The sequence below is a fragment of the Campylobacter sp. BCW_6889 genome (assembly GCF_001762535.1).
Lineage (GTDB): Bacteria > Campylobacterota > Campylobacteria > Campylobacterales > Campylobacteraceae > Campylobacter_D > Campylobacter_D jejuni.
In genome coordinates this window covers 23939-41296 of sequence record NZ_MJWZ01000055.1, presented here as the reverse complement: position 1 = coordinate 41296, position 17358 = coordinate 23939, and the positions used below count along the sequence as shown (strand labels likewise).

Annotated in this window: 19 protein-coding genes; 12 read left to right on the top strand and 7 right to left on the bottom strand. The window is 30.6% G+C overall.

Annotated elements, in window-relative coordinates; genetic code table 11:
• Positions 1–58 precede the first annotated feature (58 nt).
• The 6 genes from pyk to AJ939_RS04755 form a co-directional block, all read right to left on the bottom strand.
• Positions 59–1501: a pyruvate kinase gene (gene pyk / locus AJ939_RS04780; protein WP_070276417.1), complete on the bottom strand. Its 1443-nt coding sequence runs from the start codon at positions 1499–1501 to the stop codon at positions 59–61.
• 48 nt (positions 1502–1549) lie between these two features.
• The gene (locus tag AJ939_RS04775) at positions 1550–2896 is read right to left on the bottom strand and encodes an FAD-dependent oxidoreductase (protein WP_070276419.1); all 1347 of its coding nucleotides are present in this window, start codon (positions 2894–2896) and stop codon (positions 1550–1552) included.
• Between the two features lie 118 nt (positions 2897–3014).
• A complete protein-coding gene (locus AJ939_RS04770; RefSeq protein ID WP_070276421.1) occupies positions 3015–3644 on the bottom strand; it encodes a type III pantothenate kinase in 630 nt (209 codons plus the stop codon).
• Complete coding sequence (locus AJ939_RS04765) at positions 3631–3921, bottom strand: hypothetical protein (protein WP_002859475.1); 291 nt, start codon at positions 3919–3921, stop codon at positions 3631–3633. Before AJ939_RS04765 ends, AJ939_RS04770 begins: the two co-directional genes overlap by 14 nt.
• Positions 3918–4916: a hypothetical protein gene (locus AJ939_RS04760; RefSeq protein ID WP_002869933.1), complete on the bottom strand. Its 999-nt coding sequence runs from the start codon at positions 4914–4916 to the stop codon at positions 3918–3920. The genes AJ939_RS04765 and AJ939_RS04760 overlap by 4 nt, the downstream gene beginning before the upstream one ends.
• On the bottom strand, positions 4913–5491 hold the full coding sequence (locus AJ939_RS04755; RefSeq protein ID WP_002895444.1) for a hypothetical protein: 579 nt from the start codon (positions 5489–5491) through the stop codon (positions 4913–4915). Before AJ939_RS04755 ends, AJ939_RS04760 begins: the two co-directional genes overlap by 4 nt.
• Positions 5492–5634: 143 nt before the next feature.
• Here AJ939_RS04755 and gatC point away from each other — a divergent pair, with 143 nt between their 5' ends.
• From gatC to AJ939_RS04715, 8 genes are all read left to right on the top strand, one after another.
• Positions 5635–5919, top strand: coding sequence for an Asp-tRNA(Asn)/Glu-tRNA(Gln) amidotransferase subunit GatC (gene gatC / locus AJ939_RS04750; protein ID WP_002858734.1), 285 nt, complete (start codon positions 5635–5637; stop codon positions 5917–5919).
• Positions 5920–5986: 67 nt separating this feature from the next.
• Complete coding sequence (locus AJ939_RS04745; RefSeq protein ID WP_002869932.1) at positions 5987–6550, top strand: CvpA family protein; 564 nt, start codon at positions 5987–5989, stop codon at positions 6548–6550.
• Position 6551: 1 nt separating this feature from the next.
• On the top strand, positions 6552–7025 hold the full coding sequence (locus tag AJ939_RS04740; RefSeq protein WP_002854230.1) for a Fur family transcriptional regulator: 474 nt from the start codon (positions 6552–6554) through the stop codon (positions 7023–7025).
• On the top strand, positions 7026–8531 hold the full coding sequence (lysS, locus tag AJ939_RS04735) for a lysine--tRNA ligase (RefSeq protein ID WP_002869930.1): 1506 nt from the start codon (positions 7026–7028) through the stop codon (positions 8529–8531). It abuts the gene before it with no gap.
• Positions 8528–9772 carry a serine hydroxymethyltransferase gene (locus AJ939_RS04730; protein ID WP_002870802.1) on the top strand — a complete coding sequence of 415 codons (1245 nt, stop codon included), beginning with the start codon at positions 8528–8530 and terminating at the stop codon, positions 9770–9772. Before lysS ends, AJ939_RS04730 begins: the two co-directional genes overlap by 4 nt.
• The gene (locus tag AJ939_RS04725; protein ID WP_002870803.1) at positions 9769–10314 is read left to right on the top strand and encodes a DUF1882 domain-containing protein; all 546 of its coding nucleotides are present in this window, start codon (positions 9769–9771) and stop codon (positions 10312–10314) included. Before AJ939_RS04730 ends, AJ939_RS04725 begins: the two co-directional genes overlap by 4 nt.
• 13 nt (positions 10315–10327) lie before the next feature.
• Complete coding sequence (locus tag AJ939_RS04720; RefSeq protein ID WP_004313898.1) at positions 10328–11164, top strand: SPOR domain-containing protein; 837 nt, start codon at positions 10328–10330, stop codon at positions 11162–11164.
• The gene (locus tag AJ939_RS04715; RefSeq protein ID WP_070276423.1) at positions 11161–11949 is read left to right on the top strand and encodes a shikimate dehydrogenase; all 789 of its coding nucleotides are present in this window, start codon (positions 11161–11163) and stop codon (positions 11947–11949) included. Before AJ939_RS04720 ends, AJ939_RS04715 begins: the two co-directional genes overlap by 4 nt.
• A 51-nt stretch (positions 11950–12000) precedes the next feature.
• On the opposite strand, the gene AJ939_RS04710 is transcribed toward AJ939_RS04715, so the two are convergent.
• A complete protein-coding gene (locus AJ939_RS04710) occupies positions 12001–12900 on the bottom strand; it encodes a membrane lipoprotein lipid attachment site-containing protein (protein WP_070233629.1) in 900 nt (299 codons plus the stop codon).
• 89 nt (positions 12901–12989) lie between these two features.
• Here AJ939_RS04710 and lgt point away from each other — a divergent pair, with 89 nt between their 5' ends.
• From lgt to AJ939_RS04690, 4 genes are all read left to right on the top strand, one after another.
• The gene (lgt, locus tag AJ939_RS04705; protein ID WP_070233628.1) at positions 12990–13805 is read left to right on the top strand and encodes a prolipoprotein diacylglyceryl transferase; all 816 of its coding nucleotides are present in this window, start codon (positions 12990–12992) and stop codon (positions 13803–13805) included.
• A 67-nt stretch (positions 13806–13872) separates the two neighbouring features.
• Entirely contained in the window at positions 13873–14655 is a 783-nt protein-coding gene (locus AJ939_RS04700) for a fumarate reductase cytochrome b subunit (protein WP_002854660.1), read from the top strand.
• A complete protein-coding gene (locus AJ939_RS04695; protein WP_002861159.1) occupies positions 14639–16630 on the top strand; it encodes a fumarate reductase flavoprotein subunit in 1992 nt (663 codons plus the stop codon). Before AJ939_RS04700 ends, AJ939_RS04695 begins: the two co-directional genes overlap by 17 nt.
• Positions 16623–17348, top strand: coding sequence for a fumarate reductase iron-sulfur subunit (locus tag AJ939_RS04690; RefSeq protein ID WP_002854302.1), 726 nt, complete (start codon positions 16623–16625; stop codon positions 17346–17348). Before AJ939_RS04695 ends, AJ939_RS04690 begins: the two co-directional genes overlap by 8 nt.
• Positions 17349–17358: the final 10 nt, after the last annotated feature.

Genomic DNA, 17358 nt, shown 5'->3' with positions numbered 1-17358 from the left:
TTGACTTAAAAAATTTATAAGAACATTAAATTCCTTATTTTCAAAGGAATTTAATGTTTTATTGTAGATAATAAGCAATTTGCTCTTTATTGAGAATGCGGATAAGATTGCTAGTACCTTCTACTCCTGTTGGAAAGCCTGCAGTTAGAAGATAGCATTTGTCTTCATCCATAAAACCTTTTTCAACACTTGATCTTACAGAGTCTTTTAATAATTCTGTAAGTTCATTACTCTTGTTAACCAAAATCGCAGGATTAACTCCCCAAACTATACTTAAAGAGTTTAAGGTTTTTTCAGAATGCCCTACTGCTATGATTTCTATATTTGGGCGATATCTTGCAATCTTAATAGCAGATTTTCCGCTACTTGTTAAAGAAAAAATAGCATCAGAGTTAAGATCTGTTGCAAGATGAGCTGAAGAACGCATGATTTTATCTGTATTGTCTAAATCATTAAAATCATTAAATTTGTTATATGGATAGCGTTTTTCTGTTTCTATTATAGTTTGGCACATTATATCAACAGCGTTTGCAGGATCTATACCAACGGCGCTTTCTTCACTTAGCATTACTGCATCTGTTCCATCTAAAACAGCATTTGCAACATCTGAAATTTCAGCTCTTGTGGCGGTTTTGCTTTTGGCTAATGAAAAAAGCATCTGAGTCGCAGTAATAACAGGCTTAGAGGCATTGTTTGCTTTTTGTATAATTTCTTTTTGGATATTAGGAACTTTATAATAAGGTACTTCAATACCTAAGTCTCCTCTTGCAACCATTATACCATCGCTAGATTTAATAATCTCATCAATATTTTCTACTGCATCAAATTTTTCAATTTTTGCAAAAATAGATATTTTTGCGTTATTTTGTGCTAAAATTTCACGAACTTCATCAATATCGTGCGCATTTTGCACGAAAGATATTGCTAAAAAATCTACTTCATTTTTTATACCCCAAAGTAAATCATTTTTATCTTTTTGTGTAATAACATCAATATTGATTTTAGTATTCGGAAAATTAATACCTTTATTTGAGTTTAAAAAACCATCATTTTCTATAATGGTTTCAATTTTTTGATTATCTATATTTAGTACTTTAGCACGAATTGATCCATCATACAGATAAATATATTCATCAATTTTTAACATATCTAAAATGGATTTTTGATTGATACTGATTTTATAATGATTTTGAGCAATCTTCTCCCCTAAAATTGTTTCACGATAAAAATCAAGTCTATCACCCTTTTTTAATTCAAATGGTTCTTTAAGTTCACCTGTACGAATTTTAGGACCACTAATGTCTTGTAAAATTCCAATACGAGTATGCAATTCTTTAGCTACTCTTCTTATGGTATCTAAGTTTTTTTTATGATACTCATGTGTTCCATGAGAAAAGTTTAAACGGAAAACATTTACACCATTGATAATCATTTGGCGTAGAATTTCTTCCTTTTCACTTGCTGGACCTACTGTGGCTACAATTTTTGTTTTTTTAAGCATGGTAAACTCCTTTTGAAATTATTGTAGCTAAAAATAGAAACAAAATGATTACAATAATTCTGAAGAAAATTTATCTTCGTTAAATTCCATTCCTAGGTAATTACATACAAGCTTTGCATCTCTTTCAGCATTTCCTAGACAACTTGTTGCTCCAGGACTTGGAGTCATATTGAAAATAATACCAGGGGTTTCTGTGATGCTTGCTTCACCTAGCATTAATTCTCCTTTAGTTTTATCAATAACTTGTGGTCTTACGCCTCCAAAACCTTTTGCATAATAAATATCGCTTGCTTTAAGACTTGGGACTATTTTTTTGGCATCTTTAACAAATAAGCTTTTATCAATAAAAGGTAGTTCAAAAAGATAATTATAAAAGATGTAATTTCTAATTGTTGCATCTTTAAACATATTAAAAGTTACTTTTAAAACAGTTTTATCAAGTTTTAGTGCTTCAAAAAATTCTGGAACTGATTTTAGACCATGATAACGTTCTAGTTTTGGAATAACAAGTGCAGTAGGTCCAAAGCGAGTGTTCATATTAGCAAGTAAATCAGGATCTCCATGAAGAGCTGCAAATGGAAGTTTAGGATTTTGCACCATATAAACCTTGCCATTTAAAAGTTTTTGTTTGGTTAAATAAAAACTTCCTGCAACAGGCCAACAAGACTTATCCATACCTAAGTTCATTTTATGTGCTAAATATAAAGAGTGCGCTCCAGCATTGACAACTACGCTTTTGGCATGGTATTCTTGATGATTTGAGGTTTTTAATATAAAAATATCATCCTTTTTTTCTATGTGAATAATTTCTTGATTAAAGGCAACGAAAGTATTTTTATTTTGTTTTTGGGCTTGTTCTATTAGATTTATACTCATTTTCCCAAAATCTACAGTTGTAAAAACCTCGCCGCTTTCAACACCCATGGCGCAGATATTTTCAGGTCTATCTTGATTGCAATCTTCTCCTAAAACAACCTTGGGTTCAATTTGTTTGATTTTTGCTTTATCGAAAAATTTTATATAAGGATAAAGTTCTTTAAATTCTTCATAGCGTTTTTTCATATAATCACATTCTATATCTCCAACAGCTAGAGCCATTTTTTGATGAGAAAACATGAAATTATTTTGCGCATTTTGCATGAGTCCATATTTAACTATCATATCAGCTGTTCTTTTTACTTTTCGCGCTTTTTCTAAAGTATAATTGGTTTCAATATCTCCACAATGAATGGTTTGAGAATTACTCGTTCCCTTAGAATTTAATGTTGCAGCTGTATTATATTTTTCTATCAAAGCAATATTTTTAATATTTGTATATCTTGCAAGCTCGTAAAATAATGCTGCTCCTGAAATTCCAGCTCCGATGACAAGCACATCAAATTCTTGTTGGCTCATTGTTTTTCCTTTTTTTATTTTAATAAACTTTTTTCTAAATAGAAGTTTAATTGAATTTGTTTTACAAAAAGTTAAATTTCATTAAGGTTTGATATCAATGAGAATTTTTGTAACATTTTTAATAAAGTAAATTGGGATTTTCTTTTATAATCTTTTTCATTCCTCGAAAGATTAAAAGTTTATCATAAATTGCGTGATCGAAATAATTTGCTAAAAATTGCCCATCTCCACCAGTGAAATAAAGCTTTTTATTTTGAGCGGTATCTTTTATCAGTAGGTAAATTCCTTTAAAAACACCATAACTTAAAGCATCCATGGTTTTTTGTGGGAATGCATCAAGACTAACTTGAGTGTTAAATTCACTTTTTAATCGTGGTGAAATATGGCTATAAATTTTTTTATAATTTGCAATACCTGGCAAGATAAAACCACCAAGATGTATAGAATTAGAAATAATATCAATTGTAATAGCACTACCTGCATCTACAACAACTCCATCTTCAATAGTATAACAAGCTGCTATGCGATCGATTCCTAATCCTTGATAAATTGTATCAAATAAAAAATAAGGTTCAAGATTGATAAATTTTTTTTGATTTTTTAAATGTTCTTTGAGATGTTCATTGACATTGATATAAAAAATTTTTTGTTCATTTTTAAATTCTAAAAACTGATCTATACTAAGAGTAAAATATTTGTTATCATCTAGGAAATTAGCATTTGAATTCCCAATATCACAGAGCAACATAGATATTAAATCCTTTCATTTCTAGATGATTTTTTGCTTTAGAGCAAAGAGAAGCCATACTAAAAAAATATTTGTTATTTATGTTAATTTGCTGTGCTAGATTTTCTAAAAATAAGGCATCTTTCATTAAAAATTTTGTTTTTCCTGTATACATAAAAAGAATGTTATTTTGATCTTTAGCACAAATATAACTTTTTTTTCTAGTCAACATACTTAAGTCATAGGGCTTTAAATTTAATTTTAAAGACTTTATTGTTTGTTCTAAAATTTTTATCATAGCAAATCTAAAATTTTATCTCCGTAGTAAAATTTACCATTCCCCATGAAAGAAATTTTATCAACAGCTTCTGAAAGTTTAAATACTTGTGTATTATCTAAATTTAGATTCATTTTGATAAGATAGCCTGTTTTTTCAAAAATGTATAAATAATTATTGTATATATTGCTTTTTACAAAAATAGCAAATTCAAATTTTTTTTCTGCAATTTTTCTTAAGTTATAATCAGTTTTAATAATAGTGCCATCTTTTTCTAGTATAAAAATACCATCATCACTAAGTGCAACATCTTTTATGTCAGCGTCAAGATAAAGAGTTCTAGCAGGGCTTACAACAATGATTTTTTTAGCTGTTGCTGCTATAAGTTTATCTCCGATTACACTTAGATGGATTACATTGTTGAAAAAATTTTCTGCTGAAATAACCACATCTTTAATGACTTGAAGATTGTTTCTTGAAAGAATTAAAATTTTGCCATCTAGCGTTGGATATACGATGATATTGTCTAAAAATATAGGATTAGCGGTACGACTGTCTTGAGCTGGAGCTGAGGTTAGGGTTTGACTAAATTTAATACCCAAAGAACGATTTGCAAGAACTATAGTATTGTTTGCAAGTACAAGGGCTAAATCATCTCCATTAGAAGCTACTCCTACAACACTAGCGTCAAATTGAAAATTATAAATTTCATTATAAGAATTGTCAAAAATTTTTAAATTTCCATTATTATCTGCAGTAAAATATTCCCCATCTTGATAAGCTAGAAGCATATAATTTTTAGGAAGTTTAAACTTGTCTATGGAGATATTATTTTTTAAGATAGCTGTATTATTGCTAAGTTTTGCAGAAACTAGATTCCAATCAACGATTTTACTTTTTAAATTGCTATTATGACTTAAATCTCCATCGGTTTGTTTTGGTTCAAAATATTGTCTTTTGGTGCCACAAGCACATAGAAATATTAAACAAAATAGTGTTAAAAATATTTTTTTCATTGTGTAATGCCTTGATAATGTTTGAGGTTTTTAGCTATTTGATTTAAACTTGAATTTTCTTTTATCCGAGAAAGTAAAACATTAGCTTCTTCGATTTTATTTTGCTCTAAAAGTTTGTAAGCTTCTAATAATTTATCATAATTTTTTAAAAATATTGATTTATCTCCTAAAGATAATGCAATAATATTTTTAAGTAAAGTGTTTGTTTGAGCATTATTATAAATTTGTTTTAGTTCATTTTGAAAGGCTGTATTATTAAGATCATTAATATTTTCTTTTAGTAAAAAGATAGTGTAAAGATTAGTATTTTTATTTTTAAGTTGTTCTAAAAGATTTTTATTGCTAGGATCTTGTATTAGATTGGCATAAATTTCATTTGCTTCTTTTGTTTTATAATCGTTTATTTTTGAGATTATAAAATTTCCAGCAAACCAAGCAACTAAAATTATCACAACAGCAGATATATAAAATTTATACTTGCGTATAAATCTCTCTCCTTTGATAAAATTTTCTATAAATCGTTCTTCTGTGTTAAGTTCATTTTTAACAGCTTTTAAATTATCTTTTAGTCCCAAAATTTATCCTTGAAAAAATATTTTTATTTTTGTATAGAAAAATTATGATATTGTATCATATAAATTGCAAAATATCCTAAACAATTTAAAGCTTTTTATGATATAATTTTCAAAATTTTAACTTTTTTATTAAGGTTTAAGAAATGCAAATAGATGAGAAATTATTAAGCAAGCTTGAAAAATTAAGTGCTTTACAAATAACAAAAAACAGAAATGAAACTATTGCACAGTTAAGTGAAATTGTGAATTTTGTTGAAAAATTAAACGAACTTGATTTAGATTCCCAAGAGATTACTGTGAGTACTATAAAAGGTGGAGCTCCTTTGAGGATTGATGAGATAAGAAATAGCAATGTTATTGATGAGGTTTTAGATTGTGCTCCAAAAAAACAAGAACATTTTTTTGTTGTTCCTAAAATCATAGAATGATTAACTTAGCATTTAGTGCTTATTTGTAGAATAAATTTAAAACAAAAAAAATCAGAGAGTGATTGAAATGAATTTTTATTGGTTTGATGCTTTTATTTTAGGATTTACCTTGCTTTTAGGGCTTAAGGGTATTATCAATGGTTTGATAAAAGAAATTTTTGGACTTTTGGGTATTATTGGTGGTGTTTTTATTGCTTCAAAATATGCAACTCAAGCAGCTGAATTTATACAAAGTACTTTTTATAAGATAGAAAATCAAAGCTTAGCTGGATTTGCTGGATTTTTAGCCATATTAATTATTTTTTGGATAGTTTGTTTATTGGTGGGTAATTTTCTTTCTAGGTTGATTAAATTAAGTGGCCTAGGTTTTTTAGATCGTATTGGTGGCTTTATATTTGGTGGAGCAAAAATCTTTTTAATTTTTGCAATTTTAGTTTTTTGTGTGGCAAGAATTGATTTTTTAAATGATAAATTAGATAATTTTGCTAAAAATAGCTATACTTTAAATTTACTTAAAGAAACGGGATCTTTTATTATGAATCAACCTTTAACAGAAAATAGTCTAGATCATGCTAGTGAAAAGTTGCAAGATATTGTAAGTGATTTAAACAATACTCAAAAAGGGGAGTGATATGCTGATAGAAAATGTGGAATATGATGTTTTACTTGAGAGATTTAAAAAAATATTAAGACAAGGCGGACTTAAATATACCAAGCAAAGAGAAGTACTTTTAAAAACTCTTTATCACAGTGATACTCATTACACACCCGAAAGTTTATATATGGAAATCAAACAAGCTGAACCTGATTTAAATGTAGGAATTGCAACTGTTTATCGTACTTTAAATTTACTTGAAGAAGCAGAAATGGTAACTTCCATTTCTTTTGGTTCAGCAGGTAAAAAATATGAGCTTGCTAATAAACCTCACCATGATCATATGATATGTAAAAATTGCGGAAAAATTATAGAGTTTGAAAATCCTATTATAGAAAGACAGCAAGCCTTGATTGCAAAAGAACATGGTTTTAAACTTACAGGGCATTTGATGCAGCTTTATGGTGTTTGTGGTGATTGTAATAATCAAAAAGCAAAGGTAAAAATATAAATGTTTGATAATATTTTAGAGCAGCAAAGAATAGAAAAAGCTAAAGAGTTAAAAAAATTAGGGATTAATCCTTATCCTCATTTTTTAGAAAAGGAAATGTCTTTAAAGACTTTTAAGGATAAATTTTCTTATATTTTAGAGCAAGTTGAAAAAAGAGATGAAAGTGTCAATGCTGTTGTTGCAGGACGTTTGAAACTTTTGCGTATAGCTGGGAAATCAATTTTTGCAAACATTGAAGATGAGGATACAAATTTACAAATTTATTTTAGTAAAGATAGCGTAGGCGAAGAGCTTTATACGATTTTAAAAAAGAATTTAGAGGTGGGTGATATTGTTTTGGTTAAAGGTTTTCCTTTTGTAACTAAAACAGGTGAATTTAGTTTGCATGCAAGCGAAGTAAAACTCGCTACAAAAGCTATTGTTCCTTTACCTGAAAAATATCATGGATTAACAGATATTGAGCAAAGATATCGTAAACGTTATGTTGATATGATAATGAATGTCGAAGTTAGAAAAGATTTTTTAGTGCGTTCTAAAGTGGTGAGTTTAATCCGTCATTTTTTTGAAAATAAAGGCTTTTTAGAAGTAGAAACTCCTATGATGCATCCGATTGCAGGTGGAGCAAACGCTAAGCCTTTTGTAACTTTTCATAATTCTTTAGGCGTAGAAAGATTTTTAAGAATTGCTCCAGAACTTTATCTTAAAAGACTTATAGTAGGTGGTTTTGAGGCGGTTTTTGAAATCAATCGTTGTTTTAGAAACGAAGGTATGGATTTAACTCATAATCCCGAATTTACAACTATAGAATTTTATTGGGCCTATCATAATTATAAAGATTTAATGGATTTAACCGAAGAACTTTTTGCTTTACTTTTGGATAAACTTAATTTAGGAAAAACAATAGAATTTGATGGAAAAATGATAAATTTTTCCAAACCTTTTGAAAGAATAACCTATAAAGACGCACTTTGTAAGTATGGTGGTTTAGATAGGGATTTAATCGAAGATAAGGAAAAAATTCTTACTAAATTAAAAGCAGATGGTTTTGAAGCGAATGAAAAGCTTGAACTTGGACATTTGCAAGCTGAACTTTTTGACAATTATGTGGAAGAAAAATTGATCAATCCTACTTTTGTGATTGATTTTCCTATTTCCATAAGTCCTTTATCAAGACGTAGCGATGAGGATTCTCAGATTGCTGAGAGATTTGAGTTGTTTATTTGCGGAAGAGAATTGGCAAATGGTTTTAATGAGCTTAATGATCCTCTTGATCAATATGAGAGATTTTTAAAACAAATTGAAGCTAAAAATGCAGGCGATGAAGAGGCTTGTGAAATGGATGAAGATTTTGTAAATGCTTTGGGTTATGGAATGCCTCCAACGGCAGGGCAGGGCATAGGTATAGATAGACTTGTTATGCTTTTGACAAATAAAAAATCCATTCGTGATGTGATATTGTTTCCTGCAATGCGTCCATTAAAATCAGAACTAAAGGAGAAAGAATGAGTTTAGAAATGTTTGATAAAGAAATTTTTGATTTAACAAACAAAGAGTTAGAGCGTCAATGCGAAGGTCTTGAAATGATAGCGAGTGAAAATTTCACTTTACCTGAAGTAATGGAAGTTATGGGAAGTATCTTGACGAACAAATACGCAGAAGGTTATCCGGGTAAAAGATATTATGGTGGTTGTGAATTTGTTGATGAGATTGAAACTCTAGCCATTGAAAGATGTAAAAAACTTTTTAATTGTAAATTTGCTAATGTTCAGCCTAATTCGGGTTCTCAAGCTAATCAAGGTGTTTATGCGGCTTTGATTAATCCAGGTGATAAAATTTTAGGAATGGATTTAAGTCATGGTGGACATTTAACTCATGGCGCAAAAGTAAGTTCTTCAGGTAAAATGTACGAAAGTTGTTTTTACGGTGTAGAACTTGATGGAAGAATTGATTATGAAAAAGTAAGAGAAATTGCTAAAAAAGAAAAGCCAAAACTTATAGTTTGTGGAGCTAGTGCTTATGCAAGAGTGATTGATTTTGCTAAATTTAGAGAAATTGCCGATGAAATAGGTGCTTATCTTTTTGCTGACATAGCTCATATTGCAGGCCTTGTTGTAGCAGGCGAACATCCAAGTCCTTTTCCGCACGCTCATGTAGTGAGCTCAACTACACATAAAACTTTGCGTGGTCCAAGAGGTGGTATTATTATGGCAAATGATGAAGAGCTTGCTAAAAAAATTAATTCTGCGATTTTTCCAGGTATTCAAGGTGGTCCTTTGATGCATGTAATTGCTGCAAAAGCAGTAGGATTTAAATTTAATCTTAGCGATGAGTGGAAAGTTTATGCAAAACAAGTAAGAACCAATGCTCAGGTTTTAGCTAATGTTTTAATGGATAGAAAATTTAAACTTGTTAGCGATGGAACAGATAATCACCTTGTTTTAATGAGTTTTTTAGATCGTGAATTTAGTGGAAAAGATGCAGATTTAGCTCTTGGAAATGCAGGTATTACTGCAAATAAAAATACCGTTCCAGGAGAGATTAGAAGTCCTTTTATCACAAGTGGATTAAGACTCGGAACTCCAGCCCTTACTGCCAGAGGTTTTAAAGAAAAAGAAATGGAAACTGTGTCAAATTATATTGCAGATATTTTAGATGATATTAATAATGAAAAATTACAAGAGAATATTAAACAAGAATTAAAAAAACTTGCAAGTAATTTTATTATTTATGAAAGGGCTATGTTTTGATTTCACCAATGGATATGTCGCTAATTAAAATAATTGGCGATCATTATTATATAAGACGCGATAAAATTGTAAATAAAACTACACATAGAGGTCGCTTATTTTTTGATAAATTTGAAAGAGTTGATGCTCCTTTAAATTTAAATGTCATGAGAGAACACGCTGCTAAAAAAATTGTTGTCGCTCATGATTTAATAACAAAAGATAATAAAGTAGAAAATATTGTCTTTGATTATAATGGTTTTAATGCTGAAAGATTTTATCACCGTGCACAACTTATTTTAAGAGAAGAAGGTTTTATAAATTTCACAGCCTATAAGACTAAAACTCCAGGACATTTACATCTTTATATTCACAAAGGACACACGGCGTTAAACGAAGGTTATTCTTTAGCGTCTAAACTTTCAATGATGTTTGCAAGTAAAATGCCAGTAGAATGGAAGGTGTTTCCTAGTATGGATGTACCTAGAGAATTTAATATTTTAATATTGCCTTATGAGGTTTATCAAAAAGAACGAGGAAGTTCTTGGTCTAAGCACATGTAAGAAAGGACAAATTATGGAAAATCAAAAAAATGAATTTGATGATATTATTTTAGAAAAAAGTAATAAAAGTGAAAAAGTAAAAAAAATTCTTTTACGAGTTATTGCTTTAGTTATTTTGTTTTTAGCTATCATGATAGTTATGAAACTTATTAATGGTAGTGGTGATGAAAATACGCAAAATCAAAGTGTATTACCAAGTGAACCTATAGCAACTCAAGACAATAACAATGATACTTCTTTTGAAAGTATGCCAATTACAGATAATACTTCAGCAGAAGATCAATTTGAGGCATTAAGAAAACAATTTCAAGATGAACAAAATACAACTCAAAATACAACAACCTCTAGTTCAAATAACAATGATACTACAAATTTTGCTATGCCTGATCAAGAAGTTCCAGCAGAACCAACAGCAACTACTTCAGAAAATACCACTCCGCAAGCAAGTGCTCCCAAACAAGAAGTAAAACAAACTGCAAAACCTAAAGAAGAAGTAAAAAAACAAACAGCTGTAAAAAAAGAAAAAGAAAGCACAAAACAAACTCCTAAAAAAGAACAAAATGCAAATGATTTATTTAAAAATGTTGATGCTAAACCTGTACATCCAAGTGGTTTAGCATCGGGTATTTATGTGCAAATTTTCTCAGTAAGTAATTTGGATCAAAAATCAAAAGAACTTGCTTCTGTAAAACAAAAAGGTTATGATTATAAACTTTATAAAACTACAGTTGGAGGTAAAGAAATTACTAAGGTTTTAATAGGACCATTTGAAAAGGCAAATATTGCAGTAGAACTTGCTAAAATCCGTAAGGATATTGCAAAAGATGCTTTTTCTTTTACTTTAAAATGAAATTTTTAGCAGTTATAGGCGATCCTATTTCTCACTCTAAATCGCCTAGAATGCATAATAATGCTATTAAAGCCTTAGGGCTTGATAGTATTTATACACGCTATCATTTAAGAAATGCTAACTGTTTAAGAGAAGATTTTTTTAAATTAGGACTTAGTGGAGCTAATATTACTTTGCCTTTTAAGGAAAAAGCTTTAGATATTGCTGATGTGAAGGATGATTTTGCTAGAAATATTGGCTCTGCAAATACTTTATGCTTAAAAGAAGACAAAATTTACGCTTATAATACTGATGCTTTAGGTTTTTTAGAAGCTATTAAGGATTTTGATAATATAAAAAAAGCTTTGATTTTAGGTGCTGGAGGTACAGCTTTGGCACTTGCTTATACATTAAAACAAAAAGGCATAGAAGTGTATATAGCTAATCGCAGCAAAGAAAGATTTAAAGATTTTTTAGCTTATCGAACTTATCTTTATAAAGACTTGCAAGATTTTGATTTTGATTTGGTTATAAATTCAACTTCTGCTGGATTAAAAGATGAAAATTTACCTTGCGATAGGGAGCTTTTAGATAGAATTTTACCTAAAGCTAAATTTGCTTTTGAGGTAATTTATGGCAGAGAAACACCTTTTTATAGATTGTGTAAAGAGTATCATTTAAAAATTAAAGATGGACTTGATATGCTTTTATGGCAAGGGGTTTTTGCTTTTGAGCTTTTTTTTGAAATACAAGATAAAAGAGAGATGATAAAAAATGCAATGCAACAAGCATTGATTTTAAAGTAGAATGATAGTTATTTTTTTGTATGAGAAAATTTAATTTTCTCACAAGTTTTATCATTCAAATATTTCTACCCCATCTTGATTTTTACTTTGATTATTTTGATTTGTTGAAGATGGATTTGTAAGAATATTTTGCGTAGGTGTGTTTTCAATTGTATTATTTTGATTAAAATTTGTTTGAGGTAAGCTTTCTTCAAAGGTAGCATCGCCATCGAAACTATTAAAACTACTGTTTGTATTAGGTATAGTTTTGCCTATGTCTGTTGCTTTTGGAAGATTGTTATAAAGTGTATTTAATGTATTTTTATAAAAAGCTAAAAAACTTTTATCAATTTCAAAAGCAGGTTGCTCCAAACCTTTATTGAGTTGAGTTGGTACGGTGGAGATAGTAGTTTTAAACATATTAACCCCATCATCATTTTTAATAGGATAGTTAAGCGCAACTAAAGAATCCAGTTTGGTGCTGCTTGAAAGATTGGTTGAATTTTGTGGATTGTGTGCATCTATAAAATCTATTTTACCTTTAAAATTTATACCTAAATTGGATTTTACATAATCTCCACTCATAAAATTGCTTGTTTTTTGTGCATTTTTTTCTTCTGTATAAATACTGATTGAACTTTTAAGAGTGTAGTCTGGATTAGTAGTAACTATTTTATAGCCTTTTAGTTGAGCGATGGTTTTGATCTGCTCTTCTAAATTTTGTTTTAAAAGATCAATTTCTTTTTCTATGCGAATTTTAAGCACTGAATTTTCAAAATAATCAGAATAATTGTTATTTTGTTCTATATTAATAGGCTCAAGAGCAATGCTTACTCCAGAATCAATAGGTTCAACCTTTGTTGGAACTTGGGGTTTAAAATTTGGCATAGAAACATTGACAAAATTACTACTTGTACCCCCACAAGCTGCTAAAATTAACATACTACTAGCAAGTAAAATATATTTTTTCATTTTTTACCTTTATTTAATGTGTTTGTGTTAATTATAGCAAGTTAAAGTTTTTTTGTTATATTTTTATAAAAGAAAATTAGGAAAGATATATGGAATTTTGGCAGCATATTTATTCAAATTTTAATGTTATAGCTTTTAGCATCTTTGGTTTAAAGGTGCATTGGTATGGCATTATGTATGTTATAGCTTTGCTTTTGGCTTTGCTTTTGGCTAAATTTTTTGTAAGAAAATTTCAACTAGACATTAATGAAAAACATTTGGATAGTTATTTTATATGGGTTGAAATAGGGGTTATTTTAGGTGCAAGGCTTGGATATATTTTGATTTATGATGCAAATACTATGTATTATATTACTCATCCTTGGCAAATTTTTAATCCTTATATTAATGGTGAATTTGTAGGTATTCGAGGTATGAGTTATCATGGAGCAATTATAGGATTTTTGATAGCTACTTTATTGTTTTGTAAAAAATATAAAACAAATCCTTGGATTTTTCTTGATTTGGTTGCTTTAAGTGTTCCATTGGCTTATGTTTTTGGTCGTATAGGAAATTTTTTAAATCAAGAGCTTTTTGGTCGCATTACAAATGTGCCTTGGGGAATTTATGTTGATGGAGTATTGCGTCATCCATCGCAACTTTATGAAGCATTTTTAGAAGGTATTGTTGTTTTTATTATAGTTTATTTAGCAAGATTTAAGCAAAGTTTTCAAGGGGAATTGATTCTTGTTTATGCTGGTGCTTATTCATTGGCAAGATTTATATGTGAATTTTATCGCGAGCCTGATTTTGGTATGGGTTTTGTTTTATGGGGTATGAGTATGGGACAAATTTTAAGTTTTATAATGTTTATAACAGCTTTGTTAGTTTATATTTGTATAAAGTTTAAAAAAGTAAATATTTAATCTATCTTAAAGACTTTTGTAATATAATGAAATGGATTTTTTAATTTCTTTTTACAAAGGAGTAAAGATGCGTGAGCTTATCGAAGGTTATTTGGGTAAGAGCATTGAGGGCAAAAAAAGTAAAATGCCTGCGAAATTAGACTTTATCCAAAGCGCCTCAGGGCTTTTTTTAGGTCTTTTTATGTGGGTGCATATGCTTTTTGTTTCTACAATTTTAGTCAGTGAGGATTTTTTTAATTCTGTGGTACATTTTTTAGAATTAAAATTTGTTTACGATAATCCTGTTATGAGTTATCTTACTTCATTTTTGGCTGCCTGTGTTTTAGTGGTTTTTTTCGTTCATGCTTTACTTGCAATGAGAAAATTTCCTATTAATTACCGTCAGTATCAAATACTAAGAACACACAGTAAAAAAATGAATCACAGCGATACTTCGTTATGGTGGGTTCAAGCTTTTACAGGTTTTATTATGTTTTTCTTAGGTTCTGCTCATCTTATTTTTATTGTAACCAATGCAGATAAAATTAGTGGTGATATGTCAGGAGATAGGGTTGTAAGTCATTTTATGTGGCTTTTTTATGCTGTTCTTTTAGTGTGTGTTGAGCTTCATGGAAGTATAGGGCTTTATAGACTTTGTGTTAAATGGGGTTGGTTTGAAGGAAAAAATGTAAAAGAAAGTCGTAAAAAGCTTAAAACTGCTAAATGGATAATCAGTATTTTCTTCCTAGTTTTAGGTGTGTTAAGTCTTGCAGCATTTATAAAGATAGGTTATGAAAACTACCAAAATCAAACCCAAACTACTGCGATGATAAAAAACTACAATGGAGCAAATTATGAATATACAATATAGTGATGCTTTAGTAATAGGCGGAGGATTAGCAGGTCTTAGAGCGGCTATTGAAGTAGCAAAGAGTGGCCAAAGTGTAACACTTTTAAGTATTTGTCCAGTGAAGCGTTCTCACTCTGCAGCGGTGCAAGGAGGTATGCAGGCAAGTTTAGCAAATGGGGCAAAAGGTGAGGGTGATAATGAAGATCTTCACTTTGCAGATACAGTAAAAGGAAGTGATTGGGGCTGTGATCAAGAAGTAGCAAGAATGTTTGCTCAAACTGCGCCAAAAGCAGTGCGTGAGCTTGCGGCTTGGGGTGTGCCTTGGACTAGAGTTACCAAAGGTCCAAGAACTGTTGTAATCAATGCACAAAAAACTGTGATTGAAGAAAAAGAAGAAGCGCACGGGCTTATTAATGCTAGAGATTTTGGTGGAACTAAAAAATGGAGAACTTGCTATATCGCAGATGCAACAGGGCATTGTATGCTTTATGGTGTAGCAAATGAAGCTATTAAACATCAAGTAAAAATTATTGATAGAATGGAAGCAGTAAGAATTATCCATGATGGTAAAAAATGCTTAGGTGTGATCGCTAGAGATTTAACTAATGGACAACTTATTGCTTATATTGCAAGAGGAACCATGATAGCAACAGGGGGCTATGGTAGAATTTATAAGCAAACTACAAATGCAGTAATTTGTGAAGGAACGGGCGCAGCCATTGCTCTTGAAACAGGGCTTTGCAGACTTTCAAATATGGAAGCAGTGCAATTTCATCCAACTCCTATTGTACCAAGCGGTATTTTGCTTACTGAAGGTTGTCGTGGTGATGGTGGAATTTTACGTGACGTGGATGGATATCGTTTTATGCCTGATTATGAACCAGAGAAAAAAGAACTTGCAAGTCGTGATGTGGTAAGTCGTAGAATGATGGAACATATTCGTAAAGGCAAAGGTGTAAAAAGCCCTTATGGGGATCATTTATGGCTTGATATTTCTATATTGGGTCGTGCTCATGTGGAAAAAAATCTCCGTGATGTACAAGATATTTGCAAAACTTTCAATGGTATTGATCCAGCAGATGAAGGTCCAAAAGGTTGGGCGCCAGTTCTTCCAATGCAGCATTATTCTATGGGTGGAATTAGAACTAAACCAACAGGTGAAAGTCAATGGTTAAACGGACTTTTTGCTTGTGGAGAAGCAGCTTGCTGGGATATGCACGGATTTAATCGTTTAGGTGGAAATTCATGTGCTGAAACTGTTGTAGCAGGTATGATAGTGGGAGATTATTTTGCAGATTATTGTAAAAATAATGGTGAAGTAATTGACACAAATGTAGTAAAAGACTTCTTAACTAAAGAGTATCAATATTTAAAATCTTTAGTAGATAAAGAAGGTAAATATAATGTTTTTGAAATCAAAAACAGAATGAAAGAAATCATGTGGGATAAGGTGGCCATCTTTAGAACAGGTGAAGGTTTGAAAGAAGCAGTAGATGAACTTGAAAAACTTTATAAAGATTCTCAAGACGTTAAAGTACATTGTAAAGAACTTGATTGTGCAAATCCAGAGCTTGAAGAAGCGTATAGAGTGCCAAGAATGTTAAAAATAGCACTTTGTGTAGCTTATGGAGCGCTTTTAAGAACAGAAAGTCGTGGGGCGCATTATAGAGAAGATTATCCAAAAAGAGATGATTTAAATTGGATGAAAAGAACCAATACTTTTTGGGTAGAAGGCGAAACCTTACCACGCATAGAATACGAAGAGCTTGATATTATGAAAATGGAAATTCCACCAGCATTCCGTGGATATGGAGCTAAAGGAAATATTATAGAAAATCCTTTAAGTGAAAAACGCCAAGCTGAAGTGGATGCTATCCGTGAAAAAATGGAAGCTGAAGGCAAAGGTCGTTATGAAATTCAAAATGCTTTAATGCCTTATGAATTGCAAGCTAAATATAAAGCACCAAACCAAAGAATAGGAGTTGATTATGAGTAGAAAATTGACAATAAAGGCATTTAAATATAATCCTTTAAGCAAAATTTCTAAACCACATTTTGTGACTTATGAGCTTGAAGAAACTCCTTTTATGACAGTTTTTGTATGTTTGACTTTGATCCGTGAAAAAATGGATGCGGATCTGAGTTTTGACTTTGTTTGTCGTGCAGGGATTTGCGGATCTTGTGCAATGATGATTAATGGAGTGCCAAAACTTGCTTGCAAAACTTTAACTAAAGATTATCCTGATGGAGTGATAGAGCTTATGCCTATGCCTGCATTTAGACATATTAAAGATTTAAGCGTGAATACAGGCGAGTGGTTTGAAGACATGTGTAAGCGTGTTGAAAGCTGGGTGCATAATGAAAAAGAAACTGATATTTCTAAACTTGAAGAACGCATTGAGCCAGAGGTTGCGGATGAAACTTTTGAACTTGATCGTTGTATAGAGTGTGGAATTTGTGTAGCTTCTTGTGCAACTAAACTTATGCGTCCAAATTTCATAGCTGCTACAGGACTTTTAAGAACAGCTAGATATTTACAAGATCCGCATGACCATAGAAGTGTGGAAGATTTTTATGAATTAGTGGGCGATGATGATGGTGTTTTTGGTTGTATGTCATTGCTTGCTTGTGAAGATAATTGCCCTAAAGAATTACCTTTGCAAAGTAAAATTGCTTATATGAGAAGACAACTTGTGGCTCAAAGAAATAAATAAATCTTTCCCC